The sequence below is a fragment of the Eoetvoesiella sp. genome, assembly GCF_035555955.1.
GTDB lineage: Bacteria > Pseudomonadota > Gammaproteobacteria > Burkholderiales > Burkholderiaceae_B > Eoetvoesia.
In genome coordinates this window covers 1-16,148 of the sequence record NZ_DATMGA010000004.1, presented here as the reverse complement: position 1 = coordinate 16,148, position 16,148 = coordinate 1, and the positions used below count along the sequence as shown (strand labels likewise).

19 protein-coding genes and 1 pseudogene are annotated in these 16,148 nt (G+C 63.9%); 18 read left to right on the top strand and 2 right to left on the bottom strand.

Going from position 1 to position 16,148, the window contains the following annotated elements; genetic code table 11:
- The first annotated feature begins 86 nt into the window (after positions 1-86).
- The 5 genes from fliD (at position 87) to VNT00_RS00615 (ending at position 4,056) form a co-directional block, all read left to right on the top strand.
- Positions 87-1,472: a flagellar filament capping protein FliD gene (fliD, locus tag VNT00_RS00635; protein ID WP_325583447.1), complete on the top strand. Its 1,386-nt coding sequence runs from the start codon at positions 87-89 to the stop codon at positions 1,470-1,472.
- Entirely contained in the window at positions 1,469-1,903 is a 435-nt protein-coding gene (gene fliS, locus VNT00_RS00630) for a flagellar export chaperone FliS (RefSeq protein ID WP_325583445.1), read from the top strand. Before fliD ends, fliS begins: the two co-directional genes overlap by 4 nt.
- 94 nt (positions 1,904-1,997) lie before the next feature.
- On the top strand, positions 1,998-2,336 hold the full coding sequence (locus VNT00_RS00625) for a flagellar protein FliT (RefSeq protein ID WP_325583443.1): 339 nt from the start codon (positions 1,998-2,000) through the stop codon (positions 2,334-2,336).
- Complete coding sequence (gene fliK, locus VNT00_RS00620) at positions 2,333-3,757, top strand: flagellar hook-length control protein FliK (protein ID WP_325583441.1); 1,425 nt, start codon at positions 2,333-2,335, stop codon at positions 3,755-3,757. The genes VNT00_RS00625 and fliK overlap by 4 nt, the downstream gene beginning before the upstream one ends.
- Positions 3,754-4,056 carry an EscU/YscU/HrcU family type III secretion system export apparatus switch protein gene (locus VNT00_RS00615; RefSeq protein ID WP_325583439.1) on the top strand — a complete coding sequence of 101 codons (303 nt, stop codon included), beginning with the start codon at positions 3,754-3,756 and terminating at the stop codon, positions 4,054-4,056. Before fliK ends, VNT00_RS00615 begins: the two co-directional genes overlap by 4 nt.
- Here the strand turns inward: VNT00_RS00615 and fliE are convergent.
- On the bottom strand, positions 4,053-4,385 hold the full coding sequence (gene fliE / locus VNT00_RS00610; protein WP_325583437.1) for a flagellar hook-basal body complex protein FliE: 333 nt from the start codon (positions 4,383-4,385) through the stop codon (positions 4,053-4,055). The two genes, VNT00_RS00615 and fliE, sit on opposite strands and share 4 nt — an antisense overlap.
- 383 nt (positions 4,386-4,768) lie before the next feature.
- Between fliE and fliF the strand changes: the two genes are divergently transcribed.
- From fliF to fliR, 13 genes are read left to right on the top strand one after another with little or no spacing between them, the layout of a single operon-like run.
- Positions 4,769-6,469: a flagellar basal-body MS-ring/collar protein FliF gene (gene fliF / locus VNT00_RS00605; protein ID WP_325583435.1), complete on the top strand. Its 1,701-nt coding sequence runs from the start codon at positions 4,769-4,771 to the stop codon at positions 6,467-6,469.
- Complete coding sequence (gene fliG, locus VNT00_RS00600; RefSeq protein WP_325583433.1) at positions 6,459-7,460, top strand: flagellar motor switch protein FliG; 1,002 nt, start codon at positions 6,459-6,461, stop codon at positions 7,458-7,460. Before fliF ends, fliG begins: the two co-directional genes overlap by 11 nt.
- The gene (gene fliH / locus VNT00_RS00595) at positions 7,453-8,205 is read left to right on the top strand and encodes a flagellar assembly protein FliH (RefSeq protein ID WP_325583431.1); all 753 of its coding nucleotides are present in this window, start codon (positions 7,453-7,455) and stop codon (positions 8,203-8,205) included. Before fliG ends, fliH begins: the two co-directional genes overlap by 8 nt.
- The gene (gene fliI, locus VNT00_RS00590; RefSeq protein WP_325583429.1) at positions 8,202-9,671 is read left to right on the top strand and encodes a flagellar protein export ATPase FliI; all 1,470 of its coding nucleotides are present in this window, start codon (positions 8,202-8,204) and stop codon (positions 9,669-9,671) included. Before fliH ends, fliI begins: the two co-directional genes overlap by 4 nt.
- Positions 9,664-10,113 carry a flagellar export protein FliJ gene (gene fliJ, locus VNT00_RS00585; protein ID WP_325583427.1) on the top strand — a complete coding sequence of 150 codons (450 nt, stop codon included), beginning with the start codon at positions 9,664-9,666 and terminating at the stop codon, positions 10,111-10,113. The genes fliI and fliJ overlap by 8 nt, the downstream gene beginning before the upstream one ends.
- A 15-nt stretch (positions 10,114-10,128) precedes the next feature.
- Positions 10,129-11,529, top strand: a complete 1,401-nt coding sequence (locus VNT00_RS00580; RefSeq protein WP_325583425.1) for a flagellar hook-length control protein FliK — start codon at positions 10,129-10,131, stop codon at positions 11,527-11,529.
- 57 nt (positions 11,530-11,586) lie between these two features.
- Positions 11,587-12,075 carry a flagellar basal body-associated FliL family protein gene (locus VNT00_RS00575; protein WP_325583423.1) on the top strand — a complete coding sequence of 163 codons (489 nt, stop codon included), beginning with the start codon at positions 11,587-11,589 and terminating at the stop codon, positions 12,073-12,075.
- Positions 12,076-13,086 carry a flagellar motor switch protein FliM gene (gene fliM, locus VNT00_RS00570; protein ID WP_325583421.1) on the top strand — a complete coding sequence of 337 codons (1,011 nt, stop codon included), beginning with the start codon at positions 12,076-12,078 and terminating at the stop codon, positions 13,084-13,086.
- Positions 13,079-13,603, top strand: coding sequence for a flagellar motor switch protein FliN (gene fliN, locus VNT00_RS00565; protein ID WP_325583420.1), 525 nt, complete (start codon positions 13,079-13,081; stop codon positions 13,601-13,603). The genes fliM and fliN overlap by 8 nt, the downstream gene beginning before the upstream one ends.
- An 8-nt stretch (positions 13,604-13,611) precedes the next feature.
- The gene (fliO, locus tag VNT00_RS00560) at positions 13,612-13,953 is read left to right on the top strand and encodes a flagellar biosynthetic protein FliO (RefSeq protein ID WP_325583418.1); all 342 of its coding nucleotides are present in this window, start codon (positions 13,612-13,614) and stop codon (positions 13,951-13,953) included.
- A gap of 18 nt (positions 13,954-13,971) precedes the next feature.
- Positions 13,972-14,766 carry a flagellar type III secretion system pore protein FliP gene (fliP, locus tag VNT00_RS00555; protein ID WP_414650858.1) on the top strand — a complete coding sequence of 265 codons (795 nt, stop codon included), beginning with the start codon at positions 13,972-13,974 and terminating at the stop codon, positions 14,764-14,766.
- A 9-nt stretch (positions 14,767-14,775) separates the two neighbouring features.
- The gene (fliQ, locus tag VNT00_RS00550) at positions 14,776-15,045 is read left to right on the top strand and encodes a flagellar biosynthesis protein FliQ (RefSeq protein WP_325583416.1); all 270 of its coding nucleotides are present in this window, start codon (positions 14,776-14,778) and stop codon (positions 15,043-15,045) included.
- Between the two features lie 25 nt (positions 15,046-15,070).
- The gene (gene fliR, locus VNT00_RS00545) at positions 15,071-15,862 is read left to right on the top strand and encodes a flagellar biosynthetic protein FliR (RefSeq protein ID WP_325583414.1); all 792 of its coding nucleotides are present in this window, start codon (positions 15,071-15,073) and stop codon (positions 15,860-15,862) included.
- Between the two features lie 21 nt (positions 15,863-15,883).
- Here the strand turns inward: fliR and VNT00_RS00540 are convergent.
- A pseudogene (locus tag VNT00_RS00540) lies at positions 15,884-16,148 on the bottom strand (methyl-accepting chemotaxis protein); the annotation flags it as partial.

The window sequence follows — 16,148 nt, the reverse complement described above, 5'->3', positions numbered from 1 at the left end:
AAAATAACTGGGTTTAGCATGGTTGTCGCACGCATTGAACCCATATCGATTACGCGACAATGCAGTCATCGGGAGATTTATTTAATATGGCAAGCGTTTCTTCAATCGGCGTAGGTTCTGGCCTGCCTCTGGACGATCTTCTCACCAATTTGCGCAACAACGAGAACAACGCGCTGGTGGCGATCCAGGCCCAACAGGTAACGGCGCAAAACCGCCTTTCGGCCTATGGCCAGATAAAAAGCGGCATTGCCGCCCTGCAAACCGCGGGTGAAGCCCTGACGGATGCTGAAACCTTCGGGGCGCTAAAAACCAGCGTCAGCGGCAGCGGCCTGACCGCCACCGCGTCGACCAGCGCCATTGCGGGCAAATACTCCATCACCGTCGAAGCCCTGGCTACGAGCCAGACCCTGGTCACCAACGGACAGGCCAGCCGCACCGATGCCAACGGCACCGGCGGCGTCATCACCATTACGCTGGGCGACGGCACCGAAAAAACCCTGGACCTGACCGGCAAGAGCACTTCACTCGACGGCCTGGTCAGCGCCATCAATGCCGATTCTTCCCTGGGTGTGCAGGCCACCATTGTCAACGATGGCTCCGGAACCCCGTACCGCCTGCTCCTGAGCAGCTCGGAAACCGGCACCGACGCCGCCGTCAAGTCCATCTCGGTTGCCGGCAACGACACCTTGAACGACATCATCGGCTTCGATCAGGCCAACCCCAGTGCCAATATTGCCGAAACGGCGGCCACCAACGCCTCCATCAAGATCAACGGCATCGAGATCACGGCTCAAAGCAACACGATCGACGACGCCATCGACGGCATTACGCTTTCGCTGACCCAGGCCGACGCAGGGACCACCAACACATTGACGGTTTCGCGCGATGACTCGGCCGCCACCAAGGCCATCAATGCCTTCGTCACAGCCTACAACAACCTGCAAAGCACCATCAAGTCGCTCACATCCTACGATGTCGATACGCAAAAAAGCAGCGCCCTGACGGGCGATTCGCTGGCGCGACGCGTGCAAACCCAGTTCCGCGACGTCCTGAATGTCGCACTGCCCTCGGGCTCGGTGCGCACGCTGTCCCAACTAGGCATTACTTCGAACCCGACCACAGGCGTGCTCAGCGTCGATAGCGACAAGCTCGCGGCGGCCCTGAAAGATCACCTTCCCGATGTTCAAGGTTTGTTCACGGGCGACAACAGCGTGGCGTCGAAGCTGGCCACGGTGGCAGACAGCTACCTCAGTACCAACGGCTACATTGCCGCGGCAACCGACGGCGCCAACGACACCATCAACGACCTGCAAAAGCAGTACAACGCCACATCCGACCGTATCGACACCAAAATGGCGATGTACACGGCCCAGTTCACCGCCCTGGACAGCACTGTCGCCCAAATGAACAACATCAGCAGCTATCTGACTACCCAGTTGGCGGCGCTGGCCAATAACAGCAGCAGCAAATGACCTACTCCCTACCCCAAGGCGCGCGCCGGTCGCGTTCGGCCCAGGCCTATGCCAGCATAGGCCTGGAAACCAAGGTGTTCAGCGCCAGCCCCGAACAGCTCATCACCTTGCTGTTCGACGGCGCCCAGGCGGCCATTGCCAAGGCCCGGCTCTATATGGAAAACGGCAATACCGAAGGCCGCGGCATGGCGATCTCGAAAGCCATCGACATCGTCGACTCTGGCCTGAAAGCCAGCATCGACATGGAGGCGGGCGGCGAATTGGCCATCAACCTGACCGCGACCTACGAACTGGTCATCCGCAATCTGCTGCTGGCCAACCTTAATGCCGATCTCGCCAAGCTGAACCTGGCCGATCGTCTCCTGACCGAAATCGGCGATGCGTGGCGGACATCCGTGGACCCAAGCCGCTCCGAAGCGTCGTCGCTCTGACAACCGGCAACGCATGCCCAGCCCCGGCCGCAACGCCGGTACAGTTATACATCCACCCGGCCTGGCCGGGCAGCCACAGCGCGGCAACAACCTTATGACGACCTCTTCCGCTTCCATCCTGCTTCAATACGAAATCATCGCCGACCTGTCCGGGAAAATGCTGCAGCATGCCCAGTCCTGCGACTGGGATGGCGTTATCGCACTGGGCAAGCTTTACCACGATGCGGTCGAGCAATTGCGAACGCTCGCTCCGCTGGATCAAAGCGACAGGGACGCCCGCAAATCCCTGCTCACCAAAATCCTGGACGACGACGCCCGCATCCGCGATCTTGCCACGCCCGAACTGGCCCGCCTCGGCGCCCTGCTTGGCAACATGAGGCGCCACCAGGCCGTTCTGGAAACCTACTGCGCTCCCGCCCGAACTGAGCGATGAGCATCAGCGGCCCCTCCGCCCTGGGGACCCTGCTGGTACAGCGGCTGGACGCCGTGCTTGGCACGACCCTGGCGCAGCAGACCAATCTTGCCTCCGGCGCCAGGCCGGATGCCGTCAGCCAGCCTGGGCAGCCGCTAAGCTCCGACCCGGCACAAAACAATACGCTGCGCGATTCCCGCAGCGGCGTCGACAAGACATTGGAACAAACCGAAAGGCAGTTGCGCCAGACGGTCGACAAGACCAAGCTCGACGCGCAGCAGGAGCTGCTTGCCTCACGCAATCAACCCGCCACCTCCTCCACGCCGTCGGCGCCCACGACATTGGGAACCGCCGCCAAGGCCATACTGGCCTTGCTCATGAGCTATCCCGACAAGGCGCCCGCCCTGGCCGGCAAATCGCCCCTGCTCGGCGCCGCGCCCCAGCCCGGACAAGAACAGGCCGGCGCGGCGGGCCGTGCGGCACAAGGCGCGGCCGGCAACCCGGCTAACCCGGCAGGCGGCGCAAACAACCAGGCCAGCTCGGCCACGGCTGCGAATCGGGCGGGGTCGGCTCCCGTTTCCGGTGAAGCCGGACGCGCCTCCGCGGCGGGCCAGCCGGCGCAGCGAAGCGGTGCTGCGGACGCTTCGGGCATGGTTCCCGCAGGTGCTTCTGCATCCGCGGGCGGCGCGCGCGCGCTCTTCTCAGCCGCCCAATTCACCCAGGCGCTCACGCAGGCCCTGCAAGGCAGCGGCCTGTTCTACGAATCGCACCTGGCCAATGCCGCTTTCGGCAGGCAGGACATGGCCAGCCTGCATCAAGAGCCGCAGGCCCATCTTGGCCAGCACAGCACGGCATCCAGCCCCGCGACGGCACCTGCGCCAACAGCGGATTCGGGCGGCGCCGCGTCCCGCGCCCCTGCCGAAGCCGCCGCACAAAGCCAGAACGCCTCGAACAACTCGAACACTTCGAGCGCCCAGAACGCCCCCGCTCAAGCCCAAGCTCAAAGCAGCGCGCTGGCCGGGCTGCATCCCGATACGCACCTGCTGGTACGGCAGCAGTTGGAAGTCCTGGCCAACCAAACCATAGCCTGGCGCGGCGAAGCCTGGCCAAACGCGCCCATGCAATGGGAAATACAGCGCGACGGCCACACCGCCGGACAGGAAAGCGGGGATGCGCTCGATCAATGGGCGACCCGTCTTACCCTGAACCTGCCCAACCTGGGCGAAGTGCAGGCGCGTATCCATCTAAGCGGCCAGCAACTGGTCATGCAACTGGTCGCGCCCGATTCCGCGGGCATGCTGGGGGAAAGCCAGGATGCGCTGAAATCCCAATTGCTGGCCTCGGGACTGCTCGTCAATTCCCTGTCCATCCACGCCAGCGCGCCGGACGGCGGCGACGCCGGCGGGGAGGCCACGCAACAGCCGGTGGGAACTCCATCATGAGCGCCACGCAAAACGCCAATGCCGGGCGCCCCAGCGCCGTCGCCATCGCCTACGACAAGAGCGATGCGGCGCCGCGAGTAGTGGCCAAGGGATACGGGTCGCTGGCCGAAACCATTATCCGGACAGCCAGGGAAAACGGCTTGTATGTGCACGAATCCCCCGAGCTTGTCGGGCTGCTCATGCAGGTGGATCTGGACCAGCACATTCCGCCGCAGCTGTACGTTGCCATCGCGGAATTGCTGGCCTGGCTGTACAAGCTGGAAGCGGGTCAACCGGCAAAGGCGCCGGCAAAGCCCTAAACCGGCATGCTGGCGATTTCCTGATAGGCCGCCACAAGGCGGTTGCGCACCTGCACGGTGGCCTGGAAGGCGATGTTCGCCTTTTGCATGTCGATCATGACGTCGTTCAGGGCGACGCCCGGCGCGCCAAGCTCAAACGCCTTGGCCTGGTTCGTGGCGGCGTTCTGGGTGGCGGAGACGCGCTGCAGGGAACGCTGCAGCTCGGCGGCGAACCCGCCCTGCGAGGACGGCGCCTCGTCGACGCGCAGCGACGGCGACGAGGCCGCCTGAGCCACAGCCCGCATTTGCGCGAGCACGTTTTCAATGCTGGATAGATGTGAAATAGCCATTGTTCTCGTTTCCGGTCAGATCGTACTGTAGCCAATATGGCATGCACGCAAGCAGGCCATCAAACGCCAAAAAGCCGGCTTGTTCGGGCATTAGGGCCTGTCACCCCTTGTCAAGGAGTCGCCCGGCTCCGGATACTTGAAGCTTCCATCATCGCCGGGCCTGCGGCCATCCCTCCCCGCCACCAGCGAACCGGCCCGCGATTATCCATTCCCGATAACAGAGCCCCAAAAACATCGCTTTTCAACCCTTGTCGCCTCCGCCATTCACGCAATAATCCAAACTACAAAAATACCGTCACCCTACCCTGTCGCATGCATAACCTGTTCACCAACCGCCTCCGGCCGTCGCTTCAATCCCGCCCCAGCGCTGCAAGAGGCCGTCAATGAGCCAGCAGGAAGCGTTACTGGCCCGCTTTCCCGCGCTATCCAAACTAAGCAGCCTGCCCAAGCCTGTGCTTATCGGCGCCGGCGCGGCGCTGGCAGCCATCGTCATCGTGCTGGCGCTCTGGAGCCGTTCACCGGACTACGGGGTGCTGTTTTCGAATCTCGAAGATCGCGACGGCGGCACCATCGTGGCGGCGCTTACCCAGATGAACGTGCCCTACAAGCTTTCGGAATCGGGCTCGGCCATCCTGGTTCCCAAGGATCGCGTCCACGAAGTGCGCCTGCAACTGGCCGGCCAGGGCCTGCCGCGCGGCAGCGGAGTCGGCTTCGAACTGATGGACAACACCCGCTTCGGCGCCAGCCAGTTCACCGAACAGGTTACCTACCAGCGCGCGCTCGAAGGCGAACTGGCCAGCACGATTCAAGCCGTGCACGCCGTCAAGTCGGCCCGCGTCCACCTGGCCATTCCGCGCGAATCCCTTTTCGTGCGGGACCGCCAGGCCCCGACCGCCTCGGTGCTGCTTACCCTGCAGGGAGGCCGCACGCTCAGCGCAGGGCAGGTTTCGGCCATTACCTGGCTGGTCTCTTCCAGCGTGCCCAACCTGTCTGCCGACAATGTGTCTATCATCGACCAGAACGGCCGCCTGCTTACTTCGCCCTCGGGCGAAGCCGGTGTGGACGGCACGCAGCGCAGCTATATCAACGACGTCGAACAGCGCACCGTGCAGCGCATCCTGACTCTGCTTACGCCCCTGGTGGGGCCGGGCAATGTCCGCGCCCAGGCCAGCGCCGACGTCGATTTCTCGCAGCGCGAGCAAACCTCGGAAACCTATCGCCCCAATCAGAAGCCCGGCGAGGCCGCCGTGCGCAGCGAACAGACCAGCTCGTCCGAGCAATCGCGCACCCAGCCGCCGGAAGGCATTCCGGGAGCCCTGACGAACCAGCCGCCGGCCAACGCCACGGCCCCCATCGTCACCGCGCCCGCGCGCACCGCCGGCAGGCCCGGCGCCGCCAACACCCGGCAAGCGCCGGCGGCAACGCCTCCCGCCCAAACGACGCAAAGCTCGGGCAATGCCGGCGCAACGCAGAACACGGGGCCAACCAGCAGCCAGCATAACGCCACCATCAATTACGAAGTCGACCGCACCATCAATCATGTCAAGGACCCCATGGGCAAGCTGCGCCGCCTGTCGGTTGCCGTGGTGGTGAACTACATGCCCAGCGGCGACGGCAAGTTCGTGCCGCTGCCCGAGGAAGAACTGGCCAAGCTCCAGGGCCTGGTCAAGGACGCCATGGGTTATTCCGCCGAGCGCGGAGACACGGTAACGGTCGTCAACAGCCCGTTCAGCGACAATTCGGCGGTCAACCCCCCTGTGTGGAAAGACCCCGAGTACCAGGCCATCGCCATGCAATTAGCGCAATACCTGTTCATCATCATTGCCCTGTATATTGTGTGGATCAAGATCGTCAAGCCGTTGATGCGCAGCGTCAGCCAGGCCAGCGCCGCCAAGCTGGCGGCCACGGCCGGCCTCAGGGACGCCGAAGCCGCCGCGGCCGCTGCGGCCGCCGCCGCCGCTAAGCGCGCCTCGGAAATCAGCCGATACGAAGACAACCTGAGCGTCGCCCGCGACCTTGCAGAAAAAGATCCACGCGCCGTAGCGATGGTACTGCGCTCCTGGATGGAAAAACATGGCAAGTAAGACCCCCAACATCGAAAGCTGCGCCATCCTGATGATGTCGCTGGGCGAAGACGCCGCCGCCGAAGTATTCAAGTACCTGTCCGCCGTGGAAGTCCAGCAAGTGGGCGCGGCCATGGCCAACCTCAAGCAGATCACGCGCCAGGACGTGGACAACGTCCTCGAAGTCTTCCGCCAGGAAGCCGACCAGTTCATGGCGGTTACGGTCGGGTCGGACGAATACATACGCGCCGTCCTGAACAAGGCCCTGGGCAACGACCGCGCCGCCGGCCTCATCGAAGACATCCTGGAAGCCGGCGACGGCGCCAACGGCATCGACGCGCTGAACTGGCTGGATCCCAACAGCGTGGCCGAACTGATCGCCGACGAACACCCTCAAATCATTGCCACCATCCTGGTGCACCTGGAACGCGACCGGGCATCGGGCGTGCTGGCGCTGCTGAACGAGCGCCTGCGCAACGACGTCATGCTGCGCATCGCCACGTTCGGCGGCGTGCAGCCCGCAGCGCTGCACGAACTGACCGACGTGCTCAACGACATGCTTTCGGGCCAGGGCGCCAAGCGCAGCAAGATGGGCGGCGTGCGCACCGCGGCCGAACTGCTGAACTTCATGAATTCCAGCGACGAGGAAGCCGTCATCGCCAGCCTGCGCGAACTGGACTCCGACCTGGCCCAGCGCATCGTCGACGAAATGTTCGTCTTCGAGAACCTGGTCGAGATCGAAGACTTCGCCATCCAGCTCATCCTCAAGGAAACCGATACCGACTCCCTGATGATAGCGCTGAAGGGTTCGCCCGAAGAGCTGCGCGAGAAGTTCCTCAAGAACATGTCCAACCGCGCCGCCGAGATGCTGCGCGAGGACATCGAGGCCCAGGGCCCGGTGCGCATGTCGCGCGTCGAGGAAGAGCAGAAGAAGATTCTGCAGATAGCGCGCCGACTGGCCGAAACCGGGCAGTTCACATTGGGCAGCCTAGGAAACGACGAGTATGTCTGACCGCCACGCCTACGACCCGCAGCCGTATGCCGGCACAGGCTGGCGGCGCTGGGAGATGTCCGACTTCGAGGCGCAGCGCGCCCGCGAAGCCGAGGCGGCGCGCAAGAACACGCTGCCCGACGACGTCATCACCCAACTGGAACAACTGGGGCGGGAGATTCGCGCCAAGGCCCAGGAAGAAGGCCACAAGGCCGGCTATGCGGCGGGTCACAAGGAAGGCCTGGCCGCCGGAAAAGCCGCGGGCGATGCCATGGGCCGCGAGGAAGGCCGCAAGGCCGGATTCCAGGCCGGCCACGAAGAAGGCTGGGATCTGGCCAGGAAGGAAGCCGAACAACTGAACACCCTGGCGCGCTCCTGCGCCGAGTCCATTCTGTCGATGGAAAACGAAGTCGGCCAGGCCTTGATCAACCTGGCCATCAATATCGCCGGGCAGGTGATCCGCAGCACGCTCGACGCGCATCCGGAAAAAATCCTGGATACCGTGCGCGACATCCTGCACATGGAAAGCAATTCGGAAAGCCTGTTGCGCCTGCGTGTGCATCCGGACGACCTGCAACTGGTGCGCGAACACCTGGCTGAGGATCCCATCGCCGGAAAATGGCGCCTGGTGGCCGACGAGACCCTGGCGCGCGGCGGCTGCATTGCGGAAACCGCCCTGGGCAATATCGATGCCACGCTGCAAACACGCTGGCAGCGCATCACGTCCACGCTGGGCCTGCCCCGCGCTTGGGATAGCCAGCCATGAGCGCCGCCGGCACCCGGCTGGCCGACGCCGCGCAGCGCTGGCAAGCCCAGCTGAACATAGGCTCGCGGCGGGTTGCCAGCACCGAATCCTGGCACGCCACCGGACGCATAACCCGGGCCACCGGGCTGGTTCTGGAAGCCACCGGACTGCGCCTGGCCGTGGGCGCCGCATGCCGGATCGAGATTTCGCCCAGCCAGAACTACTGGGCGGACGCCGAAGTCGTCGGATTCAACGGCCACACGCTGTACCTGATGCCGCAAAGCGATATTTCCGGCCTGCCTCCCGGAGCGCGAGTCGTCCCCGTCGAGGCGGGCCTGCGCCACACCATCGATGTACCGTTGTACGATGTCGCGGAAAACCCCATCGCCATCAAAAGCCGCCACCTGCCGGTCGGCGACGCGCTGCTGGGGCGGGTGCTGGACGGCGCCGGCCGGCCGCTGGACGAACTGGGTCCGCTGCGCAATGTGGCCCAGGCGCCGCTTGGCGCCGAGACCATCAACCCCCTGGCCCGCGCGCCCATCGACTCCGTGCTGGATGTGGGGGTGCGCGCCATCAACGGCCTGCTTACCGTGGGGCGCGGGCAGCGCATGGGCCTGTTCGCCGGATCGGGCGTGGGCAAGAGCGTGCTGCTGGGCATGATGGCGCGCTACACGGCGGCCGACGTCATCGTGGTGGGCCTTATTGGCGAACGCGGCCGCGAAGTCAAGGAATTCATCGAGCACAACCTGGGGGCCGAAGGCCTGAAGCGTTCCGTGGTGGTGGCCGCCCCCGCCGACGTCTCGCCCTTGCTGCGTCTGCAGGCGGCCGTCTACGCCACACGCCTGGCCGAGCACTTTCGCGACCAGGGCAAGAACGTGCTGCTGATCATGGATTCGCTGACCCGGTACGCCATGGCGCAACGCGAAATCGCGCTGGCCATCGGCGAGCCGCCCGCCACCAAGGGCTACCCGCCCTCAGTCTTCGCCAAGCTGCCGGCCCTGGTCGAACGCGCGGGCAACGGCGCGCCGGTCAACGGCAAGCCCGCCGGCTCGATCACCGCGTTCTATACGGTTCTGACCGAGGGCGACGACCAGCAGGATCCCATCGCCGATTCGGCCCGCGCCATCCTGGACGGGCATATCGTGCTGTCGCGCAGCCTGGCCGAATCGGGGCATTATCCGGCCATCGACATCGAGGCCTCGATTTCGCGCGTCATGTCGGCCATTGTTCCGAAAGAGCAATTCAGCATGGTGCACCAATTCAAGAAGATGGTGTCGCGCTATCAGCGCAACCGCGACCTGATCGCCGTGGGCGCCTACACCAAGGGCAACGACCCGAAAATCGACGAAGCCATCGAAAAATACCCCTGGCTGGAAGCCTTTTTGCAGCAGGCCATAGAAAGCCGCGTGGATTTCACCCGCGCCACCAACGAGCTGGCCGCCGTGCTGGGCCATGGCCAACCCGAAGCCGAGGCCGCCCATGGCTAAACCGAACCCGTTGGACACCCTGATCGATCTTGCCCGGAACGACGCGGATGAGGCAGCTAAAAAGCTGCAACTGCTGACAACCGAGCGGCATAGCGCCAAAGAACAGCTTTCGACCCTGCATGTTTACCGCCAGGATTACGCCGACCGTCTGCAAAAAGCCACGCTGGACGGCATGTCGGCCTCGAACTATCACAATTTTAGGCAGTTTATCGCCACTTTGGACGAGGCCATTTCGCAGCAAAATAGGGTTGTGGCGCAAATCGACCTGAAAATCGAAAACGGCAAAAAGCAGTGGTATGCGGAAAAGCGCCGGCTCAGCTCGTTCGAAACCCTGCAAGCCAGGCAGAAACGGCAGCAGGCGGTTCTGGACAACCGCAACGAACAACGCAGCAACGACGAAATTTCCGCCATTCTTTTTCGCCGCATGGGCAATACACACTAATTCTTGGGATCTGGCATGAACACACCGACAATAGCCGCTGCGCTTCCCAACCCTGTAGCGCCGGCCTCCGCCGCCCGCACAGGAACGTCGCCCAGCGACAACGAAACAGGTGCGGCCAGCTTTTCCCAGATACTGGGCCGCCAGCATGCCGCGCAAGGACAGCAACAAGGGCAGCAAGGGCAACAGGCCCAAGGCACGGCGTCCGACACCGGCCACGCATCTCCCAAGACGGATCGCAGCGACGACACGGAAAAAAAAGGCAAGGAAGCCGCGGATGATGCCGAGCTGGCCACGCTTGCCGGCGATCAAGGTCTTTCTTTGCCGCAAATCGCGCTCAACCTGGCCGCCCATGCCATGCCCAAGGCGGACAAGGCCTCGACTGCCGCGGCTCCCGGCACGGATCGTGCAACGCTCCTGCCCGCCACAGACAAAGCCCCAACGACACAGGCCGCTTTGGAAGCCGGCGCCGCAACAGGCAGCGGCGTCAGCAAGGGCACCGATATCGCCACCGACGCACAAGACCCGATGGCCGCAAGCGCCAAGGACGCATCGTCGCCCGCCGCCGGCAATGCCGTAACGGATGCCGCGCGCTCCGCCCTGGCCGCCCTGAGCAATGTCAAGCCCGAAGCCAAGCCCGACGGCAAGCCGGCGAGCGGCGGCGCCAATACCTCCGACGGCAAAGCCACGCCGGGCACGAACGCGCCCGCGGCGCGCGGCATGACCCAATCCGAGCGCGCGCAGGCTGCGGCTGCCGCCTCGGCGATGGCCGCCGCCCAGGCAGGCGCCGCCGCCACAACACCGCAACGCAGCGCGGCACCGCAGCCGCAAAGCACCAATACGCCTGCCGCCACGACAACCGTTGCCGCAACAGGCGACATGACGGGCCTGGCCGCTGCAGGCACCGCCGCCCAGGCCGCCGTGCATATCCAAACCACCGGAGCGGCGGCGTCCTCGGGCAGTCTGTCCATCTCCACCCCTCTGCAACAGCCCCAGTGGCCCGCCGATTTCGGCCGCCAGGTGGTCACTCTGGCCCAAACCGCGCACAACCAGACGCAAACCGCCGAATTGCGCCTCGACCCTCCCGACCTCGGGCCGCTGCGCATCACCATCAACATCAACGACAACGTGGCCCAGGCGGTATTCGTTTCCGCGCACGCCTCGGTACGCCACGCCGTTGAAAACGCCCTGCCTCAATTGCAGCAGCAACTGGCCCAGGCGGGCATTTCGCTGGGCCAGACCAGCGTCAACGATCAAGGCCAGCAGCAAACCCCATTCGAACAATCGTTTCAGTCCGGCGGCAGGCAGCATGCCGTCACGGCTGTCGGGGCCGGCGAGCCAGCCATCGAAAGCACTGCCGCGCGCGCCGGCGCGCGCGTGCTCCGGAACCCCGACGCCATTGTCGATACCTTCGCCTGATCACGCCTTCCATCCCTTATCCGCACCTGAAACGACCGAACCGATTCCGCAGAAACCATGGCTACAACAGCACCTAAAAAGTCCTCGAAATTCCTGAAAATATTGTTGCTCGCCGTCCTGGTCATCGGCATCAGCATCGCGGGCACCTTTATCTTGCTGAAGCAATTCGGCGGCCCCTTGTTCGCAAGCGCCCAGACCGCGCAGGTCCCCGAAAAGCCCGCGCCCGTCCCCAAACCCATTTTCCTGCCGCTGGAGCCGTTTACCGTTACCTTGAACGAGCCGCAATCCAGCCGTATCCTGTATACGGAGATCAGCCTGCGCGTGCTGAACGACGAATCCAGCCAGCAGCTCCAGACCTATATGCCGGAAGTGCGCAGCCGCGTGCTGGCCGAACTGGCCAAATTCAATTCGACCGCCTTGCAGACGCCCGAAGGCCGGGCCCAGCTTACCCAGAACCTGATCAACGCGCTGCAGGCCCCGTACGATGCCAGGCTGACCGCGCCATCCATTTCCAGCGTGCTGTTCACCGCCTTTGTGATCCAATAAATGTCGTATTCAACCTTTCTCTCGCAGGATGAAGTCGATGCGCTGCTGGCGGGCGTAACGGGCGAAAGCGACGACAAGGCCGCCGAAGCGCCCGACCAGCATGGGGTGCGCCCCTACGACCTGAGTTCGCCCGACCGTGTCGTGCGCCATCGCATGCAGACGCTCGAGCTCATCAACGAGCGGTTCGCGCGGCGGCTGCGCTCCACATTGCTGAGCTTCATGCGCCGCAACGCCGACATCACCGTCTCGGCCATCAAGGTCATGAAGTACTCGGAGTTCGAGCGCAACCTGCCCGTGCCCAGCAACCTGAACATGGTCAGCATGAAGCCGCTGCGCGGCGTCTCGCTGTTCACCTTCGACCCCAATCTGGTCTTTCTGGTCATCGACAGCCTGTTCGGCGGACACGGGCGCTACAGCACCCGCGTGGAAGGGCGCGACTTCACCATCACCGAGCAGCGCATCATCCGACGCCTGCTCAACCTTACGCTGGAAAGCTACGGCACGGCATGGCAAAGCGTGTACCCGGTCGAGTTCGAATATGTGCGCTCCGAAATGCACACCAAGTTCGCCAGCATCACCAGCGGCAACGAAATCGTCGTCGTGTCCTCGTTCAACATAGAACTGGGCGCCTCGGGCGGCAATCTGAACATCTGCCTGCCCTATTCCATGATCGAGCCCGTGCGCGACCTGCTTACGCGCCCGCTGCAGGAAAACACCATGGAAGCGGTCGACCAGCGCTGGATGCATCAATTGTCGCGCCAGGTGCGCAGCGCCAACGTCGAGCTCGTCGCCGAATTCGCAACCATTTCCTCCACCATTGCCGACCTGCTCCAGATGCAGGTCAACGACGTACTCCCCATCGAGATTTCGCCCCTCATTACCGCCCGGGTCGGAGAAGTGCCCGTCATGGAGTGCTCCTACGGCACCTTCAACGGACGGTACGCGCTGCGCGTGAAAAGAATGCTGGCGAATAACGAAACCGAACCAACCAAAGCGACTCAACATGACTGATCCCACCCAAGACCCCGACAAAGACAGCAGCACGCCGGAAACCACGGACGCGGATTGGGCCGCTGCGCTGTCCGAGCAATCGGCGCAAACCAAGCAAACCACTCAGGCCGACGGCTTGCAGCAGGATGTGGACGACTGGGCCAGCGCCCTGGCCGAGCAGACCGCCGCCACGGCGCCCGCGCCCGATTCGCCCCCCAGCGCGGCCCAACAGGTGTTCCAGCCCCTGGTGGACAGCGCGGCCGACGGCGACAGCGACATCGACCTGATCATGGACATCCCCGTGCAGTTGTCGGTGGAGCTGGGCCGCACCAGGCTGACCATCAAAAATATTCTGCAACTGGGCCAGGGCTCGGTGGTGGAACTGGACGGCCTGGCCGGCGAGCCCATGGATATCTTCGTTAACGGCTACCTGATCGCGCAGGGCGAAGTCGTGGTGGTGGATGACAAGTACGGCATTCGCCTGACCGACATCATCACCCCCTCCGACCGGCTCAGCCGCCTCAACAGCCGACGCTAGACAGCGCCATGACTCAAGCCGACACCCTGCGCCTTGTCGCCAGCCTGTTCCTGGTCGTGGCGATTATCCTGGCGGGAGCCTGGGCCGCGCGCCGGTCCGGCTGGCTGCGTGCCAATCAAGGCCGCAACATTCGTCTGCTTGGCACGCAAAGCCTGGGAGCGCGCGCCTATGTTTCCATTGTCGAAGTCGAAGACGCCCGCCTGGTCGTGGGCGTCACGGGCAACCAGGTTTCCCTGCTGCACACCATGCCCCGTTCCGCTTCAGCCGACGAAGCGCCGATTCCCCAAACCTCCCCCCAGCCCTCATTCTCCGGCCTGCTTGCGCGGGTAGCCTCGCGGCGCGGCGGCTAGGCCGCGCCCGCTCTCATCATGACCGCATCATTCATTGCCCGCCGCGCCAGCCTGCGTCTGCCGCCGAAAATCATGGCGCTGCTGGCGGGCCTGGCCCTGCTGGGCTGGTGCTACCCCTGCGCCAGCCTGGCCCAGGCAGCCCTGCCGGCCATTACCGCCACGGCCGGCCCCAACGGCAGCCAGACCTATTCGCTAAGCATCCAGACACTGCTGCTGCTGACCGCGATGTCGTTCCTGCCGGCCATCCTGCTCATGATGACCGGCTTCACCCGGATCATCATCGTGCTGGGCCTGCTGCGCAACGCCATGGGCACCGGCGCCTCGCCGCCCAATTCGGTCTTGATCGGGCTGGCCTTGTTTCTGACCTTGTTCACCATGTCGCCGGTGTTCGACCAGGTATACAGCCAGGCCTACCAGCCCCTGAGCGCCGGCACGATTTCGTTCGAAACGGCCCTGGACCGCGGCATAAAACCGCTGCATACCTTCATGCTGCACCAGACGCGGCAGGCCGACCTGTCGCTGTTCGCCAACATGGCCAACGTCGGCGAACTGCAAAGCCCCGACGAAGTGCCGCTACGCGTGCTGGTGCCGGCTTTCGTCACCAGTGAACTCAAGACCGCGTTCCAGATCGGCTTCACCATTTTCATTCCTTTCCTCATCATCGACCTGGTGATCGCCAGCGTCCTGATGGCGCTTGGGATGATGATGGTGCCGCCCGTAACCATATCCCTGCCGTTCAAGCTCATGCTGTTCGTGCTGGCCGACGGCTGGCACCTGCTGCTGGGTTCGCTGGCTCGAAGTTTTTATCAATAAGGCGCCGCGATGAATTCCGAAACCGTCATGTCCATGACCTATCTCGCCATGAAAGTGGCGCTGATCATGGCCGGCCCCATTCTCCTCGTGACATTGGCCGTCGGTTTGTTCATCAGCATTTTCCAGGCCGCGACGCAGATCAATGAAATGACCCTGTCCTTCATTCCGAAGCTGCTGGCCGTGGGCGCCGCCCTGGTTCTGCTGGGCCCATGGCTGATCAGCACCATGGTCGACTACATGACCCTGCTGTTCTCGCAGATTCCGGGCATGGTTTCCTGAGGCGCCGCCAGGCGCACACCGACTCATGGTTTCGTTTCAGCTTGACCAACTGTATGGCTGGATCACGGCATTCCTATGGCCGTTCTTCCGCATTCTTTCCCTGGTGGGAACGGCGCCCGTGCTCAGCGATTCTTCCGTCCCGCTGCGGGTCAAGATCGGTTTCTCGGCGCTGGTCACCATAGCCATCGCACCCAGCCTTGGCCCTTTGCCGCAAGTTCCCCCGGGCTCGTATGAAGGCTTGTGGATCTCGGCGCAACAGGTCCTGATAGGCATCGCCCTGGGCCTGACCATGCGTATCGTGTTCGCCGCCGTGCAGACGGCGGGCGAATTCATCGGACTGCAGATGGGCCTTTCCTTTGCCTCGTTCTTCGACCCGGCCACGGGGGCCAACACGGCGGTGCTGGCCCGCCTCATGAACGTCATGGCCAGCCTGCTGTTTCTGGTGTTGAACGGGCACCTGCTGGTGCTGGCCGGCGTGCTGCGAACTTTCGAGATTCTGCCCATCAGCGTCCACGCCATGAATACCGACGGCTTCAGCGTGCTGTTCGAATGGAGCTCGCAAGTGCTGGTCAGCGGCATGCTGCTGGCCCTGCCGCTGATCATCATCCTGCTGACCATCAATCTGGCCCTGGGTATCCTGAACCGCACGGCGCAGCAGCTTTCGGTGTTTGCCGTGGGCTTTCCCATTACCCTGACCACCGGACTGATCCTGCTGATGGTGATCCTGCCCCAGACCTCGCCGTTCCTGAGCGAGCTGTTCGATTCGGGCTACGCCGCCATGAGCCGCCTGACGCAGGCGCTTGCAAGCGGAAGCTGAAAAAGCTCCCGCCGGGGCTTTCTAGGCCGTTACGGCCTGGAGTTCGCCGATGGTGGGCTCGGGCGCCTTCAGGGACTGCGCGGCGACGTCGATGATTTCGCTGGCGTTGATCTTGAACACCGCCACCGCCTCGGTCAGGCGCGTAGCCTGCTCCTGCAAAGAACCCGCCGCAGCCGCCGCCTCCTGCACCAGCGCCGCATTCTGCTGCACCACCGCATCCATCTGCGCCACCGCCTGGTTCACCTGCTCGATCCCGTCCGACTGCTCGTTCGACGCCGACGATATC

Coding starts and splice junctions, on each gene's coding strand:
- fliH (WP_325583431.1), top strand. CDS start 7,453: ATGTCTGACCGCCACGCCTACGACCCGCAGCCGTATGCCGGCACAGGC.
- VNT00_RS00580 (WP_325583425.1), top strand. CDS start 10,129: ATGAACACACCGACAATAGCCGCTGCGCTTCCCAACCCTGTAGCGCCG.
- fliK (WP_325583441.1), top strand. CDS start 2,333: ATGAGCATCAGCGGCCCCTCCGCCCTGGGGACCCTGCTGGTACAGCGG.
- VNT00_RS00615 (WP_325583439.1), top strand. CDS start 3,754: ATGAGCGCCACGCAAAACGCCAATGCCGGGCGCCCCAGCGCCGTCGCC.
- fliD (WP_325583447.1), top strand. CDS start 87: ATGGCAAGCGTTTCTTCAATCGGCGTAGGTTCTGGCCTGCCTCTGGAC.
- fliM (WP_325583421.1), top strand. CDS start 12,076: ATGTCGTATTCAACCTTTCTCTCGCAGGATGAAGTCGATGCGCTGCTG.
- fliI (WP_325583429.1), top strand. CDS start 8,202: ATGAGCGCCGCCGGCACCCGGCTGGCCGACGCCGCGCAGCGCTGGCAA.
- fliO (WP_325583418.1), top strand. CDS start 13,612: ATGACTCAAGCCGACACCCTGCGCCTTGTCGCCAGCCTGTTCCTGGTC.
- VNT00_RS00625 (WP_325583443.1), top strand. CDS start 1,998: ATGACGACCTCTTCCGCTTCCATCCTGCTTCAATACGAAATCATCGCC.
- fliR (WP_325583414.1), top strand. CDS start 15,071: ATGGTTTCGTTTCAGCTTGACCAACTGTATGGCTGGATCACGGCATTC.
- fliP (WP_414650858.1), top strand. CDS start 13,972: ATGACCGCATCATTCATTGCCCGCCGCGCCAGCCTGCGTCTGCCGCCG.
- fliQ (WP_325583416.1), top strand. CDS start 14,776: ATGAATTCCGAAACCGTCATGTCCATGACCTATCTCGCCATGAAAGTG.
- fliE (WP_325583437.1), bottom strand. CDS start 4,385: ATGGCTATTTCACATCTATCCAGCATTGAAAACGTGCTCGCGCAAATG.
- fliN (WP_325583420.1), top strand. CDS start 13,079: ATGACTGATCCCACCCAAGACCCCGACAAAGACAGCAGCACGCCGGAA.
- fliS (WP_325583445.1), top strand. CDS start 1,469: ATGACCTACTCCCTACCCCAAGGCGCGCGCCGGTCGCGTTCGGCCCAG.
- fliF (WP_325583435.1), top strand. CDS start 4,769: ATGAGCCAGCAGGAAGCGTTACTGGCCCGCTTTCCCGCGCTATCCAAA.
- fliG (WP_325583433.1), top strand. CDS start 6,459: ATGGCAAGTAAGACCCCCAACATCGAAAGCTGCGCCATCCTGATGATG.
- fliJ (WP_325583427.1), top strand. CDS start 9,664: ATGGCTAAACCGAACCCGTTGGACACCCTGATCGATCTTGCCCGGAAC.
- VNT00_RS00575 (WP_325583423.1), top strand. CDS start 11,587: ATGGCTACAACAGCACCTAAAAAGTCCTCGAAATTCCTGAAAATATTG.